Here is a 16,333-nt window from a genome sequence, read left to right on the forward strand (position 1 = left end):
CCTAAAGTAATAACTATATAAATGCATTTTACACAGTATATTTAACTAATAATTATCCACTTATATCTTAATACACTTAGAAATAAAGATGTTTAAACGCATACATCCGATCACGCCACATACGCTTCTGCTTTTTAAAACCATATGAACCATCACGATTTTCTTTATCTTTCCGAGAAATCCCTTGTGCAGCGACCGTACCTAAAATATCACTATCTAAACCAGCAGGTTGAACCAACGCCGGCCAAACACCTAAACCTTTACCATTCTTACTTAGCCAAGTTTGGAAAAAAATGTCCACTGGCATGGTCATCGTTTTTCCCGAAGCAACAAACTCTTCAGCACCCTTCCGTGACCAAATCAAGCCCAAACCACGAATTGGAAAATAATAAGCATGCCACAATGAATGGTTACCAAACTGTGTAATATCTTTTGCTAATTTTTTCTTTTTTGCTGCTAAATTAATAAGATACCAATCAAACTCTTTATGCGCATCTAAATAATTTAAAATCTGATCAACTGACGTTTTAAAATCATCAGTAATTTTCATATCATCTTCTAAAACAACTAAATAATCTGCATCACTTTGTAGAAATTTCTGAGCACATCCATAATGACTGAGATAACAACCCAACTCAGAACTCAGTAGACACCGACCCAAAAGCTGTTGCGTCATTTTGTCATCATAATTTTCAAATGATAAAAGCTCTTTTCCACGCCCATCATATGCAGAAAAACGTTCAAAAGCCCAATTTACTGCTTCCAGTTGTGCCGTAGCTCTCGCAAGCCGCTCATCACTGCCATCTAAATTAATAAGATATGTTTCAACTTTCATGAGTACTTTCCTATTACACGGCTTTAGCTAGAATTATAGATTGAGGTAAGTAATCTTTTAATTTATCAATCATTGCAATACGAACGAGTTCAGCATTATCAGAACTCAGCTGATCCAAACTTTGAATGCAACCATATTTAATCGCATCTTGATTCAATGCTTCCACAAACTTAGGCAAGCTTTCAGCATTTTTCAAATAAGCCAAAGCTAAATCAGGCTTTAAAACTGCTTCATTTTTTTGAATTTTTAAATGATTCATCAACGAGATCGGATTCAATTGCTCAACACTTCTAAATTTATACTTAATCTGTGTTTCCAATAGGTCTGGGTGACGCAATAAATATTCACTTAAAATCTTACGATCTACACAGTGTGGATAATGGTGAATTTCAAAGAACTCTCTAAATCCCAATACATCTGCACCGAGCATTTGTGCAATCACATGACCAGGCTGGATCGGTTTATTAAAGTTTCGATTTAAAAATTGACGATATTTCAGCTTAGCCTTGTAACTAAAACAGCTTTTCCAGTGTCCATAGGTGACGATTTTATCACTCTCAAGAAAATCTTCAATTTGAGCAGGTGAATTAAAAAAGAAGTCATCATTTAAGTAAATGAAGTAATCTGAAAGATCTTTGATATTCCACAACATGCTTTCAATTGAGCGAGTATTAAAAGTCGGTAGAAATTGCTCATAACCTTCGAAAATTTCACGATGATCAACAACACGAATTTTATTAGTATCACATAAATCTTGTATGACAAACTCATTTAAAAATTTGGGTTGCTGCTGATCTGTCACAATATAAATATGACGGCAAAAAGGTACATATTTCAATATAGATGCAATGTTGTAATAAATTTCATCATTACTGGCAAAACGCGTATCACTTACAGCATCAGAAGCATCTTCACCGGTAAGATATTTATGGCGTTTACGTTTTAGCTCAACATCATTGCCATCGACCCAAGCAATCACGATATCAAGATTTTGCATCTATAGTGTTCTCAAATTTGATCTAATAAATGAATTGAATTATTGCCAAGCGTCTTTAATCCAGTCCGAAGGCAACACATAGCGATACCATTTACCACCACCGCCAGAAACTGCTTCTGGTGGATTAATTTCACCATGAAAAATAATAATCTTAGCATCTTGCGGTTTGATCGGTGGTTTAAAATATGCCAATGGAATTTTTTGTAGGCAATGATATTTATAACTCTTGCACCAATCTTTTGGCCAATAACTCAGTTTTTTCTGCTGATCGACATACCAAGACAGATATTCTTGTTCATTGCGAAATTTATGGCTAATTTCTTCAAAATTTTCACGGAAATACGGTAAAATTTCAGGAAAAGAACCTAATTTAAAACGATAAACAGAGCTGTTCCCCGTCACACGCCAAGGACGTTTCCAATCGTGAATAACAAGAAACTCACCGGGATAGGTAAAAAAATCATCAATATTGTCAATAATAACAACATCTAAATCAAGGAATAGCGCATTACCTTTCAATCCATATAGATCTGGCTCAAAAGTTGATAATTTGTTCCATCCACGTTCAGGGCTTCCTTCTGGCAGTGCCAAAGGCGGAATTGGAAAACATTGTACTTCAGGACTTATGCCTTCTGTACGGTCAGTTAAACACACCATTTGAAAATCAATCGTAGTGTGTCGCTTTACCATGTTGTAAAGTCGATTTACGTAATCTGCACCGTATTTAGTGCCCCATTTCATACATAAAACAATATTTTTTTCTGTTTCAGCTAAATTCGACTGTAAACTTGAATCATTGACCTGCATGCATCAATCTTCCACCTGAGCAATGCCATATCATACCATTACCATCACCAAGTTACTTTATTCGATTTCATTTACCGAACAATTTGTTGATTTAGAATATGCTATGATGCGAAAAAGCCTCGTGTATTGATGTCATTTTCAAACCGTAAATGAATCACTATGTGAGTCGCTAAAACTCTTTTACAAGCACATTTTCTATACTAGGTTTTTATGAAAATAGCAGTCGCGGGTACAGGTTACGTTGGCTTGTCCAATTCAATGATTTTTGCACAACATCATGAAGTTGTAGCAGTCGATATTCTTCAAGACAAAGTAGATCTACTTAATAATAAAATATCGCCCATTCAAGATGCAGATATTTCCAATTTTCTACTTGAAAAATCACTTAATTTTAAAGCGACGACTGACCCTGTAGAAGCATATCGTGCTGCTGATTTTGTCATTATCTCAACACCGACTGATTACGATACACGTACCAATTACTTCAATACCCAAAGTGTTGAAAGCGTAGTAAAACAAGTTTTAGAAATTAATCCAAATGCTGTGATGGTGATTAAATCCACTGTTCCAGTCGGTTTTACTAAAAACTTAAAAGAACAATTAAATACTGAAAATATTATCTTTTCACCAGAATTTCTTCGTGAAGGCAAAGCCTTACACGATAACTTATATCCTTCACGTATTATTGTCGGTGAAAAATCTGAACGTGCAAAACTGTTTGCCGATTTGTTAATTGAAGGGGCGATAAAAAAAGACAGCCCTGTTTTATTTACAGACTCTACTGAAGCAGAAGCGATTAAGTTATTTGCCAATACTTATTTAGCCATGCGTGTGGCTTATTTCAATGAACTTGATACTTATGCACAAATTTTTGGTCTAGATACGCATCAAATTATTGATGGCGTTTGTTTAGATCACCGTATTGGTAATCACTATAATAATCCATCATTTGGCTACGGCGGTTATTGCCTACCGAAAGACACCAAACAACTTTTGGCGAATTATAATCATGTTCCAAGTAACTTGATTCAAGCGATTGTGGATTCAAACAGTACCCGTAAAGATTTTATCGCAGATTCAGTGATCTCGCGTAATCCAAATACAGTTGGTATTTATCGCCTTGTGATGAAAAGTGGCTCAGACAATTTTAGAGCATCGGCGATTCAAGGTGTCATGAAGCGCATCAAAGCTAAAGGCATTGAAGTCATCGTCTATGAGCCTGCTTTACAAGAAGATGAATTCTTTAAATCGAAAGTTGTGAATGATTTAGAACAATTTAAGCAACAAAGTGATGTGATTATTGCCAATCGTATTTCCAATGATTTAAGCGATGTATTAGATAAAGTCTATACAAGAGATATTTTCGGAGCAGATGAATGAAGGTTCTGGTAACAGGTGCGGCAGGTTTTATTGGATTCAATGTTGCAAAAAAACTTTTAGAACGTGGTGATGATGTCGTCGGTTTTGACATTGTCAATGATTACTATGATCCTGCCTTAAAAGAAGCACGACTCAAGGTTTTAGAAGAAACTGCTGAACAAACTCAACAATCATTCACTTTTATCCGAGCAAACCTTGCTGATAAAGCCTCTGTAGATGAATGCTTTAACAATCATCAATTTGATCGAGTGATTCATTTGGCTGCGCAAGCAGGTGTCCGTTACTCACTAGAAAATCCGCTGAGTTATGTAGAAAGTAATCTTATTGGTTTTACCAATATTATCGAAGCATGCCGTTATGCAAAAACACCGCATTTAACCTATGCAAGTACTAGTAGTGTTTATGGTGCAAACACCACGATGCCATTTAGTGAGAAACATGGTGTAAATCACCCTGTGCAATTTTATGCAGCGACCAAGCGTGCCAATGAGTTAATGGCTCATAGTTATAGCCATTTATTTGCTTTACCAACAACAGGATTACGCTTTTTCACTGTCTATGGCCCTTGGGGTCGCCCTGATATGGCATTGTTTAAATTCACTAAAAATATTATTGAAGGTCAATCGATTCCAGTTTTTAATCATGGTAACCATACCCGCGACTTTACTTTTATTTCAGATATTGTAGAGAGCGTGATTCGCTCAAGTGATCAAATTGCACAGCCTGATCCGAACTGGGATAGCAAAAACCCAGATCCATCGACCAGCTATGCACCTTTCCGTATTTTCAATATCGGCAATAACAATCCAGTGAAACTGATTGAATATATTCACGCCATTGAAAAAGCATTAGGCAAAAAAGCTATTTTAGAACTACTTCCACTCCAACCAGGTGATGTGCCAGATACCTTTGCAGATAGCATAGCGTTAGAACAAAGCATCGGCTATAAACCCTCTGTATCTGTTGAGGATGGCGTTCAACAGTTTGTAGACTGGTATCGAAATTTTTATCAGGTTTAATGGAATTATTTTAAAAATTAAAATTCATTTTGAATTTTCAGCATAAAAAAAGGATTCCGATTGGAATCCTTTTTTAACATTCAGCAACTTATTTTACATAAGTAAGCCAATGTGCATATTTAGGGTCTTTACCCTGAACCGCATCAAAATATGCTTTTTGGATTTGTGTTGTGATTGGACCACGAACACCTTCACCAATTTGACGGTCATCATATTCACGGATTGGCGTTACTTCGGCAGCAGTTCCTGTAAAGAAGGCCTCATCACCAATATAGAATTCGTCACGCGTAATACGACGCTCAATAACCTCATACCCTAAGTCTTTGGCAATGGTAATAATCGTTTGACGAGTAATACCATCCAACGCACCACCAGCAACGTCAGGCGTATGAATCACACCATCACGTACTAAGAATACATTTTCACCCGAACCTTGACATACATAACCTTGTGGGTCGAGTAACATTGCTTCGTCATAACCTGAGTGCGCGACTTCTTGGTGTGCAAGAATTGACAATGTATAGTTACCTGATGCTTTTGCCTTACACATGGTTACATTAGGGTGATGATGGGTAAATGAAGACGTTTTAACACGAATCCCTTTTTCCATTGCTTCTTCGCCAAGATAAGTACCCCAGCTCCAAGCAGCAACAACTGCATGAATTGTATTGTCGGTTGCCGCGATACCCAATTTTTCAGAACCAATGAAAATGATTGGACGTAAATAGCAAGATGCCAATTTATTTTCACGAACAACATCAATTTGAGCCTGTTCCAAAGTCGCTTGATTATATGGAACTTTCATTTGATAAATTTTTGCAGAATTTAATAGACGCTTAGTGTGTTCTTTTAAACGGAAAATCGCTGCTCCATTCGGAGTTTCATAAGCTCGGACACCCTCAAACACACCCATACTATAGTGTAAAGTATGTGTTAAGACGTGAGTTTTTGCCTCACGCCAATCAACCAATTGTCCATCTTGCCAAATAAAACCATCACGATCAGCCAAGTTCATGCCACACACTCCAAATTTTTACACAATTATTCATTTTCCAATGCGAATGTCGCAGTTGGATCAATTAGTCTTTGCCATAACTTGCAAACGATCTCTCGGGTATCGTGCCAATCCGCAGCATTGACTTGCATATTATGATTCGCAAGCGCTAGACGGTGGCTCTCGGCTCGTTCACTGAGATAAGCTTGAATGAGTGCTGAAGCATCCTCGCTGGATAAGCAACCTGCTTTAGCAGCATCTTCAAGAATACGCACATTATCGGAAAAATGGGCGAGATCTTTATTCGTCCCACTCCATGCGAGTACGGCATACTGTGCCATAAATTCGATGTCAACGATACCACCTGCATCCTGTTTTAAATGAAAAATTCCATCTTTTTTCTGCTCTTTGGAAGATCCTAAATGGTCTTTCATCTTTTGACGCATATTTAAAACTTCTTTGCGGACAGACTCGTCCTCACGCGGTAAAGTTAAAATTCGGCAACGTAATTCTTCAAATTTTGTTCTCAGACTTTGCTCCCCTGCAATCGATCTAGCACGAACAAGCGCCTGATGCTCCCAAACCCATGCACTTTTGAGCTGATATTGTTCAAAGGCTTTCAAACTTGTCACCAATAAACCCGCTTCTCCAGATGGACGCAAACGTGTATCGACTTCATACACACGACCATCTAAAGTTTGCGTCGTCATGAGGGACATAAATTTTTGTGCAACACGCATCGCAAATTCAAAACTGCTGATTGATTTCGCACCATCAGTATCTGCTTGTTCATCCATATAATGAATAAAAACAAGATCTAAATCAGAACCATAGCCCAATTCAATACCACCGACTTTGCCATAACCAATCACGGTAAATGCAGTATGATCGATTGAACAACGCTGCCCTTCTGCATCGACAGGATAACCATGCTTTTTCGCAACGGTCTGGTATGCCAAATTAAGCGTTGCGATCACGGAAACTTCTGCAATATCCGTTAAAGCATCCGACACTTTCATCAACAGGCTTTCCGCAAGTACATCACTTGCTGCCACAGTCAAAACATTAGATTTTTTAAATAAACGTAAAACTCGCATTTGATCTTCAACTTGATCAATTTCGATACGTAACAATTGCTGTCGCAAAGAATCCTCTAAATCTTTACGCTTTGGCAATTCAAAATCCATCGATAAAAATTCATCCAATAAAACTGGATAATGGGTTAGCTCTTCACAAATCCACGGACTGACTGTCGCCATTTTGACAAGTCGCTGTAACGCACCTTTACTTTCAATCAACATCACCAAATAAACAGTACGGCGCATAACCGACTCCACCAAAGGCATTAAACGCATTAAAGCCACTTGGGGTTTATCTGACTGTAAAATAGCTCCAATTAAATGCGGCCAGAACTCTTTTAAACGCTGCACAGCTTTAGCAGGAAGTTTTTTAATCGCATGCCCATACCAAAACTCATGAACTAAGTTTTTAGCGGTATCATCTAGAATATCATTGAGTTGGCTTTCAAGTTGAGCAAAGCTTTCAATCGGTGATTCAAGCCCTTTTTCTTTAATGAGATGTTCAAACTGAAAAGTGACTTTGTTACGCTTTTGATCAAGAAAATCAATAAAACTGTCCCAATCATCAAAACCTAAAGTATCTATCATACGTTGACGCAACTCAGGTTCAGTCGGTAACGATTGTGTCTGTTGGTCATTTAACGCTTGAATGGCATGTTCGACACGGCGTAGGAATAAATATGCATCCTCGAGGTCTAAAACAGATTGATGATCTAACAATCCGACTTCACCTAAATGTATTAAGCTCACTAAACATTGGCGATCTTGTAATTCTAATTTTGCCCCACCATAAATTAACTGAAAAACTTGGACAATAAATTCAACTTCACGAATACCACCCGCACCGAGTTTAATGTCGTCTGCAATATTTCGACGAGCCACTTCACGCTCTATCATGGCCTTCATTTCACGCATGGCTTCAAAAGCAGTGTAATCGACATATTTACGAAACACGAAAGGACGCGTCATTTCTAACAGATCATCGCCATCTTTACCGCCAGTGACAATACGTGCCTTAATCCATGCATAGCGCTCCCACTCGCGCCCATGTTGACTTAGATATTTTTCTAAAGCCACATGGCTAATTACCAATGCAGAACCATCACCCCACGGACGTAGACGCATATCTACACGGAACACAAAGCCCTCAGCAGTAATATGATCCAACAAATAAATTAACTTTTGTCCCCAAAAAATACAAAATTGCTGCACATCTATACATTTGCGACCATTCGTTTCGCCTTGTTCATCAAAGGCAAAAATCAAATCGATGTCACTGGATAAATTCAGTTCTTGCGCACCTAATTTCCCCATTCCAATCACAATTAGGTCTTGGAGTTTACCGTTGTATCCAATAGGTTCACCATATTTTGCAATAAGCGGAATGCGTGCAAAATCTTTTGCAGCAATAATACTTGCATCTGCAAAATCAGATAATTCACGTGTTAAGGTCACAACATCTGTTAATTGATTGGCATCTTGCCAGATCCAACGAAACATTAAACGCGCACGTAAAATACGAATGGCTTTCATCCATTCGATTTCATCATTTATATTCGAAAGTGTGTCGTGAATGAATTGCTGAATGTTTTCCGTTGATAATGAATGTTTAAATTCATCTACTGCATAATCTTGTTCTAAAGCAACGTGATGTAAACTTAAAACTTGTTCTGCATACTGACTTGCACGTAATGTTTTTTGCAATTGTTCAGCGTTCATCGGAAAAGCCTATACGTCTAATTTATCGTTGTATTTATAGCAGTTTGACTTGGCTTTTTGGAAGGATTTTTTCTTTTCTCTAAAAAATACTGACTAAAGATATGCAGCAAATAATATTTTGAGCATCATCAACGCACTCATTTTATCAGGCTTTAACTTCTAGATTCGTGTTGACAGTTGATATTTTCTCAAAAGCCTTCGTTACAGGGAGTACCACCGTGAACGTTGTACCGCAACCATTCTCAGAGTTTACAAAAATTTGACCATGATTAAGGTCGACAAAACGCTTACATAAAACCAGACCGAGACCTGTACCTTGTTCGCCGGTAGTACCTTTCAGGCTGACTTTAATTTGTGGTTCGAAAACTTTTTCAATCTGAGACTGCGACATGCCCAAGCCTGTGTCATGAATAGATATTTCAACATTTTGCTCAATTTGCTTGGCTGAAATAACAACACGCCCTGTACCATCCGTATGCGTAAACTTAAGCGCATTAGAAACTAAATTTTGGATGATCGAAGTAATCATATTCATATCTGCATAGACCATTAAGCGGTCATCAACATCTTCAATAAGCTCAATATTTTTCTTAATTGCCAAACTATTTAAAACATCAAAAACAATTTTAGTAGTTTGTTTTAATTTAAAATGAATGGGGTGATAAACAAAACGTCCGCCTTCCGCCATCGCCCAATTCAATAAATTTTCCAGTAAACAATAGGTAGACTGCAAGGTGTCATGTAAATAATGGACAATATCCTCAACACTTCGCTCATCCAATGTTTCACGTTCATTCGCCAAGACATCGGTAAAGCCAATTAAACCGTGAAATGGGGCGCGTAGATCATGAGCAATGATTTGAAAAAACTTGGTTTTACTAAAATTAAGCGCCCGTTCCTCTTCATAGAGTTCATAAAAATATTGTGAGTCATTTCGATCTTCTAAAATGGTGGTTAAATCGGAAGTTAGCTCAATCAACAGGTTTTTTTGTTTTTCTGTAAAATCTTCGGTTGAAGTATCATAAAAAATGATTTGCCCAACAGATTCACCCGTTTCTAGCTTAAAGTCACAGCACAATAAACGTTCGAATGATAATCCATAAGTTTTAAGTAATTGAAATAATTTTTGATAATTTTTATGACCCTGAGAGATGATCAACTCACCATCAAAATAAGGAGATAACGATTCGGAATTCACTGCGATATAAGGTTTAAAGTCATCTTCTGGTGTTGCGACCCACATATATGGTTCAGATTGAAACGCAAAAATAGCTTTATCTACATTCAAAACGGCTCTAGCGACACGTAAATAACGTTCAATTTTATTATGATCTGAGAATACGCCTAGTGTTAACGAATTACGACATGCGCTCAACTGTTCTAATTGGTGAGCTTCGAGAAGTTCCAAATTCATATTTATCACGCCTCATATAGTCTTTTAAAGTCAACACTTCAACTTACAAATATTCACATAATTAATATAACAGTTCTTGTTTTTAAATGACACTTAGTCGAGTTAAATTCCGATAAAATTCACATTTCCTAGGCTTTGGAAATATAACAAATGGTACAAATACTAGGGCTCCAATCTGAGTCTAACCAATATGAATACTTATTTTTAGGCACACAACTTGTTAAGCTATGTATAAAATCTAAATAATAATAATTCAAAAAATGTAACATTTATATTTGATTAGGCAATAAAAAACTCCAAGACTGAATGTGCTTGAGGCTCTCTAAAAATCTGGTCCCAAGGGTCGGATAAAAATAATTATATTAATACATATACTTAAGATAAGTTGTGGGGAATTTCGTGGGAGAAATATTACTTAAATTGTTATTTTATATAATAATTTAAATAATATTATTGAAAAATTAAAACTCATTTTCTAAAAATCACATCATAAAAAACAGGTTACTTTAGTTACCAATATTATTTTATACAGTTATCTATATGAATAGATTAAAGTTATATACTATTTATAAAAGTTACTTTTAGATTACCAACAGCAACCTATTAACCTTATGATTATTAATAATTAAATGATTTTTTGATTGACTTGGTAACCCGAAGTAACCTTATAAAAGCTACCAACTATTTTATTATATATTAATAACTTAGATATCACTTTAAAGCTTGGTAACCTAAATTGGACTTTTATTTTTAGACTTTTAAAAACCGTAAAACACCTCACATTTTTTAATGCCCTTTCTATCTGCATCAAATCGCATCACTTTGCATCAAAATGATTCCCTTAAAACACCTGAAGGCCTTTAATACATGAGCTTTACACTTGATTTATGCATGCATTAAAAATGAGACATTTAGTAAATGGGCAGGTGGGAGAGGAGACTGCGTTTGGCTTAACGCTAAAATTATTAAAATATCAAATTGAACTTAAAGGAAATTGATCAAACTTAATTTTTAAAATTTGACATAGCTATAATATTAAGTAATTATATTGCTATCAATTTAATTGCTAGCTAAATAAAGGCACCATAATGAGCACTCTATATTCAACACAAGTTAAAGCAGTTGGCGGTCGTAACGGAAATATTCATAGCGAAGATGATTTATTAAATCTTAGTCTTGCCTTACCAAAAGCATTAGGTGGTAAAGGTGATGCAACAAACCCTGAACAATTATTTGCAGCAGGTTATGCATCTTGTTTTGGTAATGCTGTTATTCATGTATCACGAAATAAAAACAATAAGGTTCGAGATAATGATATTCAAGTAATTGCCACAGTTGGATTGAAATCAAATGACCATGGTGGCTTTGCCCTAACAGTAGCATTAGAAGTAACGATTACAGATCTAGATCAAGAAACTGCTGAGTTAATTGTTAGTGAAGCCGATAAGGTTTGCCCTTATTCCAATGCAATTCGGGGTAATATAGAAGTTACTATCACTGTAAAAATTCGATAAAGATTTCTATATGTCTAATGATCATCTAAAGCTAGATAAGCAGTTATGTTTTCCTCTATATGCTGCATCAAACTTGCTAGTAAAAGTATATAGACCTTTACTGGAACCTTTAGGTCTTACGTATTCTCAATATTTGGTAATGCTTGTGTTATGGGAACGTGATTCTGTAAGTGTGGGTGATCTTGGCCATTGCTTATATTTAGATAGTGGAACTTTGACACCATTACTTAAGCGGATGGAAAACTCAGGTTTTATTAACCGTCGAAGAGATTCAAATGATGAACGAAGAGTTCTAGTCACACTTACAACTAAGGGATCAGAGATCAAGGAGTTGGCTGTAAATATCCCCAATAAACTTTCCGAACAATTAAATATATCTGATATTAGTGAATTAAGAAGTGAAATACAGTCTTTAGTCCAATCCTTAGCAAAAGCCACTTAAATATTCCATCCATTTACTACACAACCCCATGATTTAAAATATTTTTTAAATAATTGATCGACTTGTAAAAGTTATCTAGCTAATTACACCACTCAAGTTTTAAAAGGTAGAAATTGTTTTGATTACATTACACCATTTAGACCAGTCACGTTCTTTTCGCATACTTTGGTTGTTGGAAGAAATTAAACAACCATATGAATTAAAAAAATATCATCGAGATTCAATCACTCATTTAGCACCAGAATCTTTAAAAGTTATTCACCCGTTAGGTAAATCCCCAGTGATTGAATGGAATGGAAAAGTAATTATTGAATCTGGTGCGATTGTTGAATTATTAATTCAAAATTTAGCGCCTCAGCTAGCACCTGATCTTGAGGATCCAGATTATATCGACTATTTACAGTGGATTCATTTTTCAGAAAGTTCGGCAATGGTGCCCTACTTGTTAAAAATATTTAATTCTATTGAGAGTCAGCATGGTACTAAATTAGTATTTTTAGAAAATTATGCCCAAGTAGAATTTGACAAAGTTTTTAGTTTTTTAAATGACTATTTAAAAGATAAACAATACTTCGTTGCAGATCATTTAACTGGTGCCGACTTTATGATGGGCTTTGCATTAAATAGTCTAATTTATAAATTAAATCAGGCTGAAAATTATCCGTATATTAAACTTTATATCGATGGTTTAACAAAGCTAGATAGTTGGAAAAATGCTGTTAAAATTGAAAGCTCTTTAAGTTTAAATTGAGAAAATTAGACTTAAGATTTAACAAGATTGATAAAAATGGGAGCATAAATCTCCCATTTTTTGGTTTCGCATAAGCTGTATTATGTTAATTTTAGGAATATTTAAAAATAAGGTTAATTATGAAAATAGAACTGATTGCACCAATTTATACATGGAAACTTCCAACTTATGAGGATATTCCTATACCTAAAATTTATCAGAATTGATCGGTGGAAAGATATCGAATGAGACACCAGATGACGAGATTACCCAATATTTTGTGGATGAAAATGATGGTTCTTTATTAAAAAATAATGAAAAATTTATAGATGGATATTTTTCCATACGTGAAATTGACAAAATTTTATATTTAGTCGCAACATTTAATTTAAAATCAGAATTAAATGTATTAGAGAAAAATGAACTTTTTGAGTTCATGTCCGAGCAATTTAGTGATGGTGGGGGAGAATCTTTTTGCATGCTTTTAGCTGAAAAGCTAGATTACAATATATCAAATGAATGGAAAAAATTAGCCTATTTAACATAATAGTGCTTATACGAAATTTTAAAAATTTAGTAAAAATAATAATTTATGCTGTTTTTTTTGATTTCGTACAAAGCGTATTATGTTAATTGTAGAGACTCTACATAAATGCAGAATCTCCTAAATTTAAATTCTGGCGTGAGTTCCGTATTTATCAATCATATTTGTACTGGCTTCATTTAAGCCACGTACAGTCACATTGACACCATTCTTTTGGAATTTATTTATTACTGAATCAAGCATAGCAACTGATGTCACATCCCAAATATGGGCATGAGTTAAATCAATAATCACATCCTTAACATTTTCCTTAAAGTCAAAACCCTGCATGAATTTTTCAGAAGAACTAAAGAAGATCTGACCATGTAAGTCATATAAGCGATGCGTACCCTCTAAAGTAGATTCCACATGAATATCATTCTCTAACTTGTTCGCAAGGAACAATGCAGACAACAGAACACCTGTTAATACGCCTAAAGCTAGGTTATGTGTTGCTACAACAACCACGACAGTAGCTACCATTACAATATTGCTGCTTTTAGGATTGTCTTTGAATGTTTTTAATGAACTCCACTCAAAGGTACTGATGGAAACCATAATCATGACAGCCACTAGCGCAGCCATTGGAATGACCTTAAGCCAATCACTAATAAAGACTACGAGAACTAAAAGAAAAATTCCTGCTGAAAATGTTGATAGGCGAGTAAGACCACCAGATTTAACATTAATCATTGATTGACCAATCATAGCGCACCCTGCCATACCGCCCATAAAACCAGAAGCAATATTGGCAATTCCTTGTCCTTTGCATTCTTGGAATTTATCACTTGGCGTATCTGTCATTTCATCTACGATGGTTGCTGTCATCATGGATTCAAGTAAACCTACAGCCGCTAGTGCTACCGAATACGGCAAAATGATCATCAATGTTTCAATATTCAAAGGAATATTGGGAATCAAGAACATTGGAAGTGTGTCAGGTAAAGATCCCATATCCCCAACAGTCCGCACATCAATTCCCAGGGCGATTACGAGTAATGTAATCGCAATAATGCAAACAAGAGGAGAAGGTAGTAATTTTCCTAATTTAGGGATTAAAGGAAACAAGTAGATAATGCCTAGACCTAGTGCTACCAAGACATACACTTGCCAAATGACATTGGTTAATTCAGGTAACTGTGCCATAAAAATTAAGATAGCCAAGGCATTCACAAAGCCAATCACTACCGATTTAGAAACAAAGCGCATCAGCTTAGCCAGTTTCAAATAGCCTGCTACTATTTGAATAACACCAGTTAAAATCGTTGCGGCAAGTAAGTATTCAAGACCGTGATCTTTAACCAAAGTGACCATGAGCAGTGCCATAGCACCTGTAGCAGCTGAAATCATTGCTGGACGACCACCAACAAATGAAATCACTACGGCAATACAGAACGATGCGTACAAGCCAACTTTTGGGTCTACACCTGCAATAATTGAAAATGCGATAGCTTCTGGAATGAGTGCAAGACCTACAACTAGCCCTGCAAGTACATCCCCACGGATGTTAGAGAACCATTGTTCTCGGACATTAGATAACATAAAAATAGCCTGATTTTTCGAATTTTAGATAGGCTAGTGACGTGACATATACGACACACAAGCGGCTACACCACATCACTAGACAGTGATGAGTTATTTACTGATTTAGGGGTAAATAAACTTAAGGTGGCGTAAGTGTCATAAAGAAGGAAACTTGTTTTGGTGGATTTTCGAGAGCAAGGATAACAGTTAATGTTTCCTGTATCCATTATGAGAGGGAATTAAGCTAAAAATCTAATAAAACTTACCTAAAAAACTATCCATTTAACATAACGGGTGTTATACGAAAACGAGGATCATAAATCCTCGTTTTCGCTTTAGATCAGAAGTATTGGGCTAGAAACATAAATTCAAAAGTGATTGATTCAGAGATATTTACCCGCCATAAATAACAGCATCTGGTATCTCAAAACGTTCATGTGTATTTAATTCAACTAATGATAGATCTGCTTTTTTCTGAGTTTTCCCTGCCGGAGAAGTTAATTTCCCATTTTTAAATTTCAAAATATATTCTTTATTTTCTTTAGAAAATATCGTGACTAAGGCTGTTCCATTTCCTTGACGAACGACCCCAAACTGACATTGTCTAGTAGGCTGTCCTAAGCTTTAAGAACAGGGTAAACTTCTGTAGCATCAAAATTCTTAGTGCCTTTGCTAGTATTTTGATCAAATATTTGAACATAAAGCTGAAAATTTACAGTCTTATTTTGGCGAGCACTATTTCTGATTTGATAGAGCTGTATGGTGTATTCACCATTCGAAGGTAAAACAATCTCTCCAACTTGCCCCTCAGTAGAACCAATAAAAATTGCTTCATCTTTCCCTGGTTTTTTACCAGGAGAAAAAATATTGATATTGGCTAAATTATTATTGCTCGTTACCTTAAATTTAAGAACTTGCCCTTTTTTTGCGTAAATTTTATATTGAACATCATCATAGCCCTCAAATTTTCCTTTTTGAGTTTTTTGATTCATACCCTTTGTAAACGTTATAGTTTGTTCAGCAGTTTTAGCAAAAGTAGATACCGAACTGAATGATAGAAGTATTGATAAAAGACCAATATGTATAGATTTTTTCATCTTTAATGTCTCAAATAATGATTTATAAAAGTATAAATCGTTTTAGAATTTATTCTGTAACATTTCTCTATTTAACATAATGGCGTTCATGAGAACCCTAACTGTTAGAACCCATTTAAAGTGTCTATATTCTCACCAATAAAAATGTCTGGTTTATGATGGTTTTTATCACCATGGACTGGATATAAAATATAGATGC

The 16,333-nt window shown here is 35.6% G+C and carries 14 protein-coding genes; 6 read left to right on the forward strand and 8 right to left on the reverse strand.

The window, feature by feature from the left end; genetic code table 11:
• Window positions 1–76 precede the first annotated feature (76 nt).
• The 3 genes from ACG94X_RS12080 to ACG94X_RS12090 are packed head-to-tail and all read right to left on the reverse strand — an operon-like array spanning window position 77 to window position 2,639.
• Window positions 77–835 (reverse strand): glycosyltransferase family 25 protein, encoded by a 759-nt coding sequence (locus tag ACG94X_RS12080; protein WP_419383975.1) that lies wholly within the window; start codon window positions 833–835, stop codon window positions 77–79.
• A 13-nt stretch (window positions 836–848) separates the two neighbouring features.
• A complete protein-coding gene (locus ACG94X_RS12085; protein WP_419383976.1) occupies window positions 849–1,832 on the reverse strand; it encodes a stealth family protein in 984 nt (327 codons plus the stop codon).
• Window positions 1,833–1,871: 39 nt separating this feature from the next.
• Entirely contained in the window at window positions 1,872–2,639 is a 768-nt protein-coding gene (locus ACG94X_RS12090; RefSeq protein WP_419383977.1) for a glycosyltransferase, read from the reverse strand.
• Window positions 2,640–2,849: 210 nt separating this feature from the next.
• Between ACG94X_RS12090 and ACG94X_RS12095 the strand changes: the two genes are divergently transcribed.
• Together ACG94X_RS12095 and ACG94X_RS12100 are read left to right on the forward strand one after the other, a co-directional pair.
• Entirely contained in the window at window positions 2,850–4,019 is a 1,170-nt protein-coding gene (locus tag ACG94X_RS12095; protein ID WP_419383978.1) for a nucleotide sugar dehydrogenase, read from the forward strand.
• Entirely contained in the window at window positions 4,016–5,038 is a 1,023-nt protein-coding gene (locus ACG94X_RS12100; RefSeq protein WP_419383979.1) for an NAD-dependent epimerase, read from the forward strand. The genes ACG94X_RS12095 and ACG94X_RS12100 overlap by 4 nt, the downstream gene beginning before the upstream one ends.
• Before the next feature lie 88 nt (window positions 5,039–5,126).
• Here the strand turns inward: ACG94X_RS12100 and ACG94X_RS12105 are convergent, their stop codons facing one another.
• The 3 genes from ACG94X_RS12105 to ACG94X_RS12115 form a co-directional block, all read right to left on the reverse strand.
• Window positions 5,127–6,053, reverse strand: coding sequence for a branched-chain amino acid transaminase (locus ACG94X_RS12105; protein ID WP_419383980.1), 927 nt, complete (start codon window positions 6,051–6,053; stop codon window positions 5,127–5,129).
• A 26-nt stretch (window positions 6,054–6,079) separates the two neighbouring features.
• Window positions 6,080–8,830 (reverse strand): bifunctional [glutamate--ammonia ligase]-adenylyl-L-tyrosine phosphorylase/[glutamate--ammonia-ligase] adenylyltransferase, encoded by a 2,751-nt coding sequence (glnE, locus tag ACG94X_RS12110; RefSeq protein ID WP_419383981.1) that lies wholly within the window; start codon window positions 8,828–8,830, stop codon window positions 6,080–6,082.
• 145 nt (window positions 8,831–8,975) lie between these two features.
• Window positions 8,976–10,244, reverse strand: a complete 1,269-nt coding sequence (locus tag ACG94X_RS12115) for a sensor histidine kinase (protein WP_419383982.1) — start codon at window positions 10,242–10,244, stop codon at window positions 8,976–8,978.
• A 1,088-nt stretch (window positions 10,245–11,332) separates the two neighbouring features.
• Between ACG94X_RS12115 and ACG94X_RS12120 the strand changes: the two genes are divergently transcribed.
• From ACG94X_RS12120 to ACG94X_RS12135, 4 genes are all read left to right on the forward strand, one after another.
• Window positions 11,333–11,758 carry an organic hydroperoxide resistance protein gene (locus tag ACG94X_RS12120; protein ID WP_419383983.1) on the forward strand — a complete coding sequence of 142 codons (426 nt, stop codon included), beginning with the start codon at window positions 11,333–11,335 and terminating at the stop codon, window positions 11,756–11,758.
• Between the two features lie 10 nt (window positions 11,759–11,768).
• Window positions 11,769–12,200 carry a MarR family winged helix-turn-helix transcriptional regulator gene (locus ACG94X_RS12125; protein ID WP_419383984.1) on the forward strand — a complete coding sequence of 144 codons (432 nt, stop codon included), beginning with the start codon at window positions 11,769–11,771 and terminating at the stop codon, window positions 12,198–12,200.
• Window positions 12,201–12,318: 118 nt separating this feature from the next.
• Window positions 12,319–12,951, forward strand: a complete 633-nt coding sequence (locus ACG94X_RS12130) for a glutathione S-transferase family protein (RefSeq protein ID WP_419383985.1) — start codon at window positions 12,319–12,321, stop codon at window positions 12,949–12,951.
• A 202-nt stretch (window positions 12,952–13,153) separates the two neighbouring features.
• Window positions 13,154–13,477 carry a hypothetical protein gene (locus ACG94X_RS12135; protein ID WP_419383986.1) on the forward strand — a complete coding sequence of 108 codons (324 nt, stop codon included), beginning with the start codon at window positions 13,154–13,156 and terminating at the stop codon, window positions 13,475–13,477.
• A 123-nt stretch (window positions 13,478–13,600) separates the two neighbouring features.
• On the opposite strand, the gene ACG94X_RS12140 is transcribed toward ACG94X_RS12135, so the two are convergent.
• Together ACG94X_RS12140 and ACG94X_RS12145 are read right to left on the reverse strand one after the other, a co-directional pair.
• On the reverse strand, window positions 13,601–15,055 hold the full coding sequence (locus tag ACG94X_RS12140) for a SulP family inorganic anion transporter (protein WP_419383987.1): 1,455 nt from the start codon (window positions 15,053–15,055) through the stop codon (window positions 13,601–13,603).
• 599 nt (window positions 15,056–15,654) lie between these two features.
• Window positions 15,655–16,134, reverse strand: a complete 480-nt coding sequence (locus ACG94X_RS12145) for a DNA breaking-rejoining protein (RefSeq protein ID WP_419383988.1) — start codon at window positions 16,132–16,134, stop codon at window positions 15,655–15,657.
• Between the last annotated feature and the right edge of the window lie 199 nt (window positions 16,135–16,333).

The sequence above is a fragment of the Acinetobacter psychrotolerans genome (assembly GCF_048552595.1).
Taxonomy (GTDB): Bacteria; Pseudomonadota; Gammaproteobacteria; order Pseudomonadales; family Moraxellaceae; genus Acinetobacter.

Bases quoted from the DNA above. Each gene is read 5' to 3' on its own strand.
- ACG94X_RS12105 (WP_419383980.1), bottom strand. From the start codon at position 6,053: ATGAACTTGGCTGATCGTGATGGTTTTATTTGGCAAGATGGACAATTG.
- ACG94X_RS12095 (WP_419383978.1), top strand. From the start codon at position 2,850: ATGAAAATAGCAGTCGCGGGTACAGGTTACGTTGGCTTGTCCAATTCA.
- ACG94X_RS12120 (WP_419383983.1), top strand. From the start codon at position 11,333: ATGAGCACTCTATATTCAACACAAGTTAAAGCAGTTGGCGGTCGTAAC.
- ACG94X_RS12090 (WP_419383977.1), bottom strand. From the start codon at position 2,639: ATGCAGGTCAATGATTCAAGTTTACAGTCGAATTTAGCTGAAACAGAA.
- glnE (WP_419383981.1), bottom strand. From the start codon at position 8,830: ATGAACGCTGAACAATTGCAAAAAACATTACGTGCAAGTCAGTATGCA.
- ACG94X_RS12100 (WP_419383979.1), top strand. From the start codon at position 4,016: ATGAAGGTTCTGGTAACAGGTGCGGCAGGTTTTATTGGATTCAATGTT.
- ACG94X_RS12125 (WP_419383984.1), top strand. From the start codon at position 11,769: ATGTCTAATGATCATCTAAAGCTAGATAAGCAGTTATGTTTTCCTCTA.
- ACG94X_RS12145 (WP_419383988.1), bottom strand. From the start codon at position 16,134: ATGAAAAAATCTATACATATTGGTCTTTTATCAATACTTCTATCATTC.
- ACG94X_RS12085 (WP_419383976.1), bottom strand. From the start codon at position 1,832: ATGCAAAATCTTGATATCGTGATTGCTTGGGTCGATGGCAATGATGTT.
- ACG94X_RS12140 (WP_419383987.1), bottom strand. From the start codon at position 15,055: ATGTTATCTAATGTCCGAGAACAATGGTTCTCTAACATCCGTGGGGAT.
- ACG94X_RS12080 (WP_419383975.1), bottom strand. From the start codon at position 835: ATGAAAGTTGAAACATATCTTATTAATTTAGATGGCAGTGATGAGCGG.
- ACG94X_RS12115 (WP_419383982.1), bottom strand. From the start codon at position 10,244: ATGAATTTGGAACTTCTCGAAGCTCACCAATTAGAACAGTTGAGCGCA.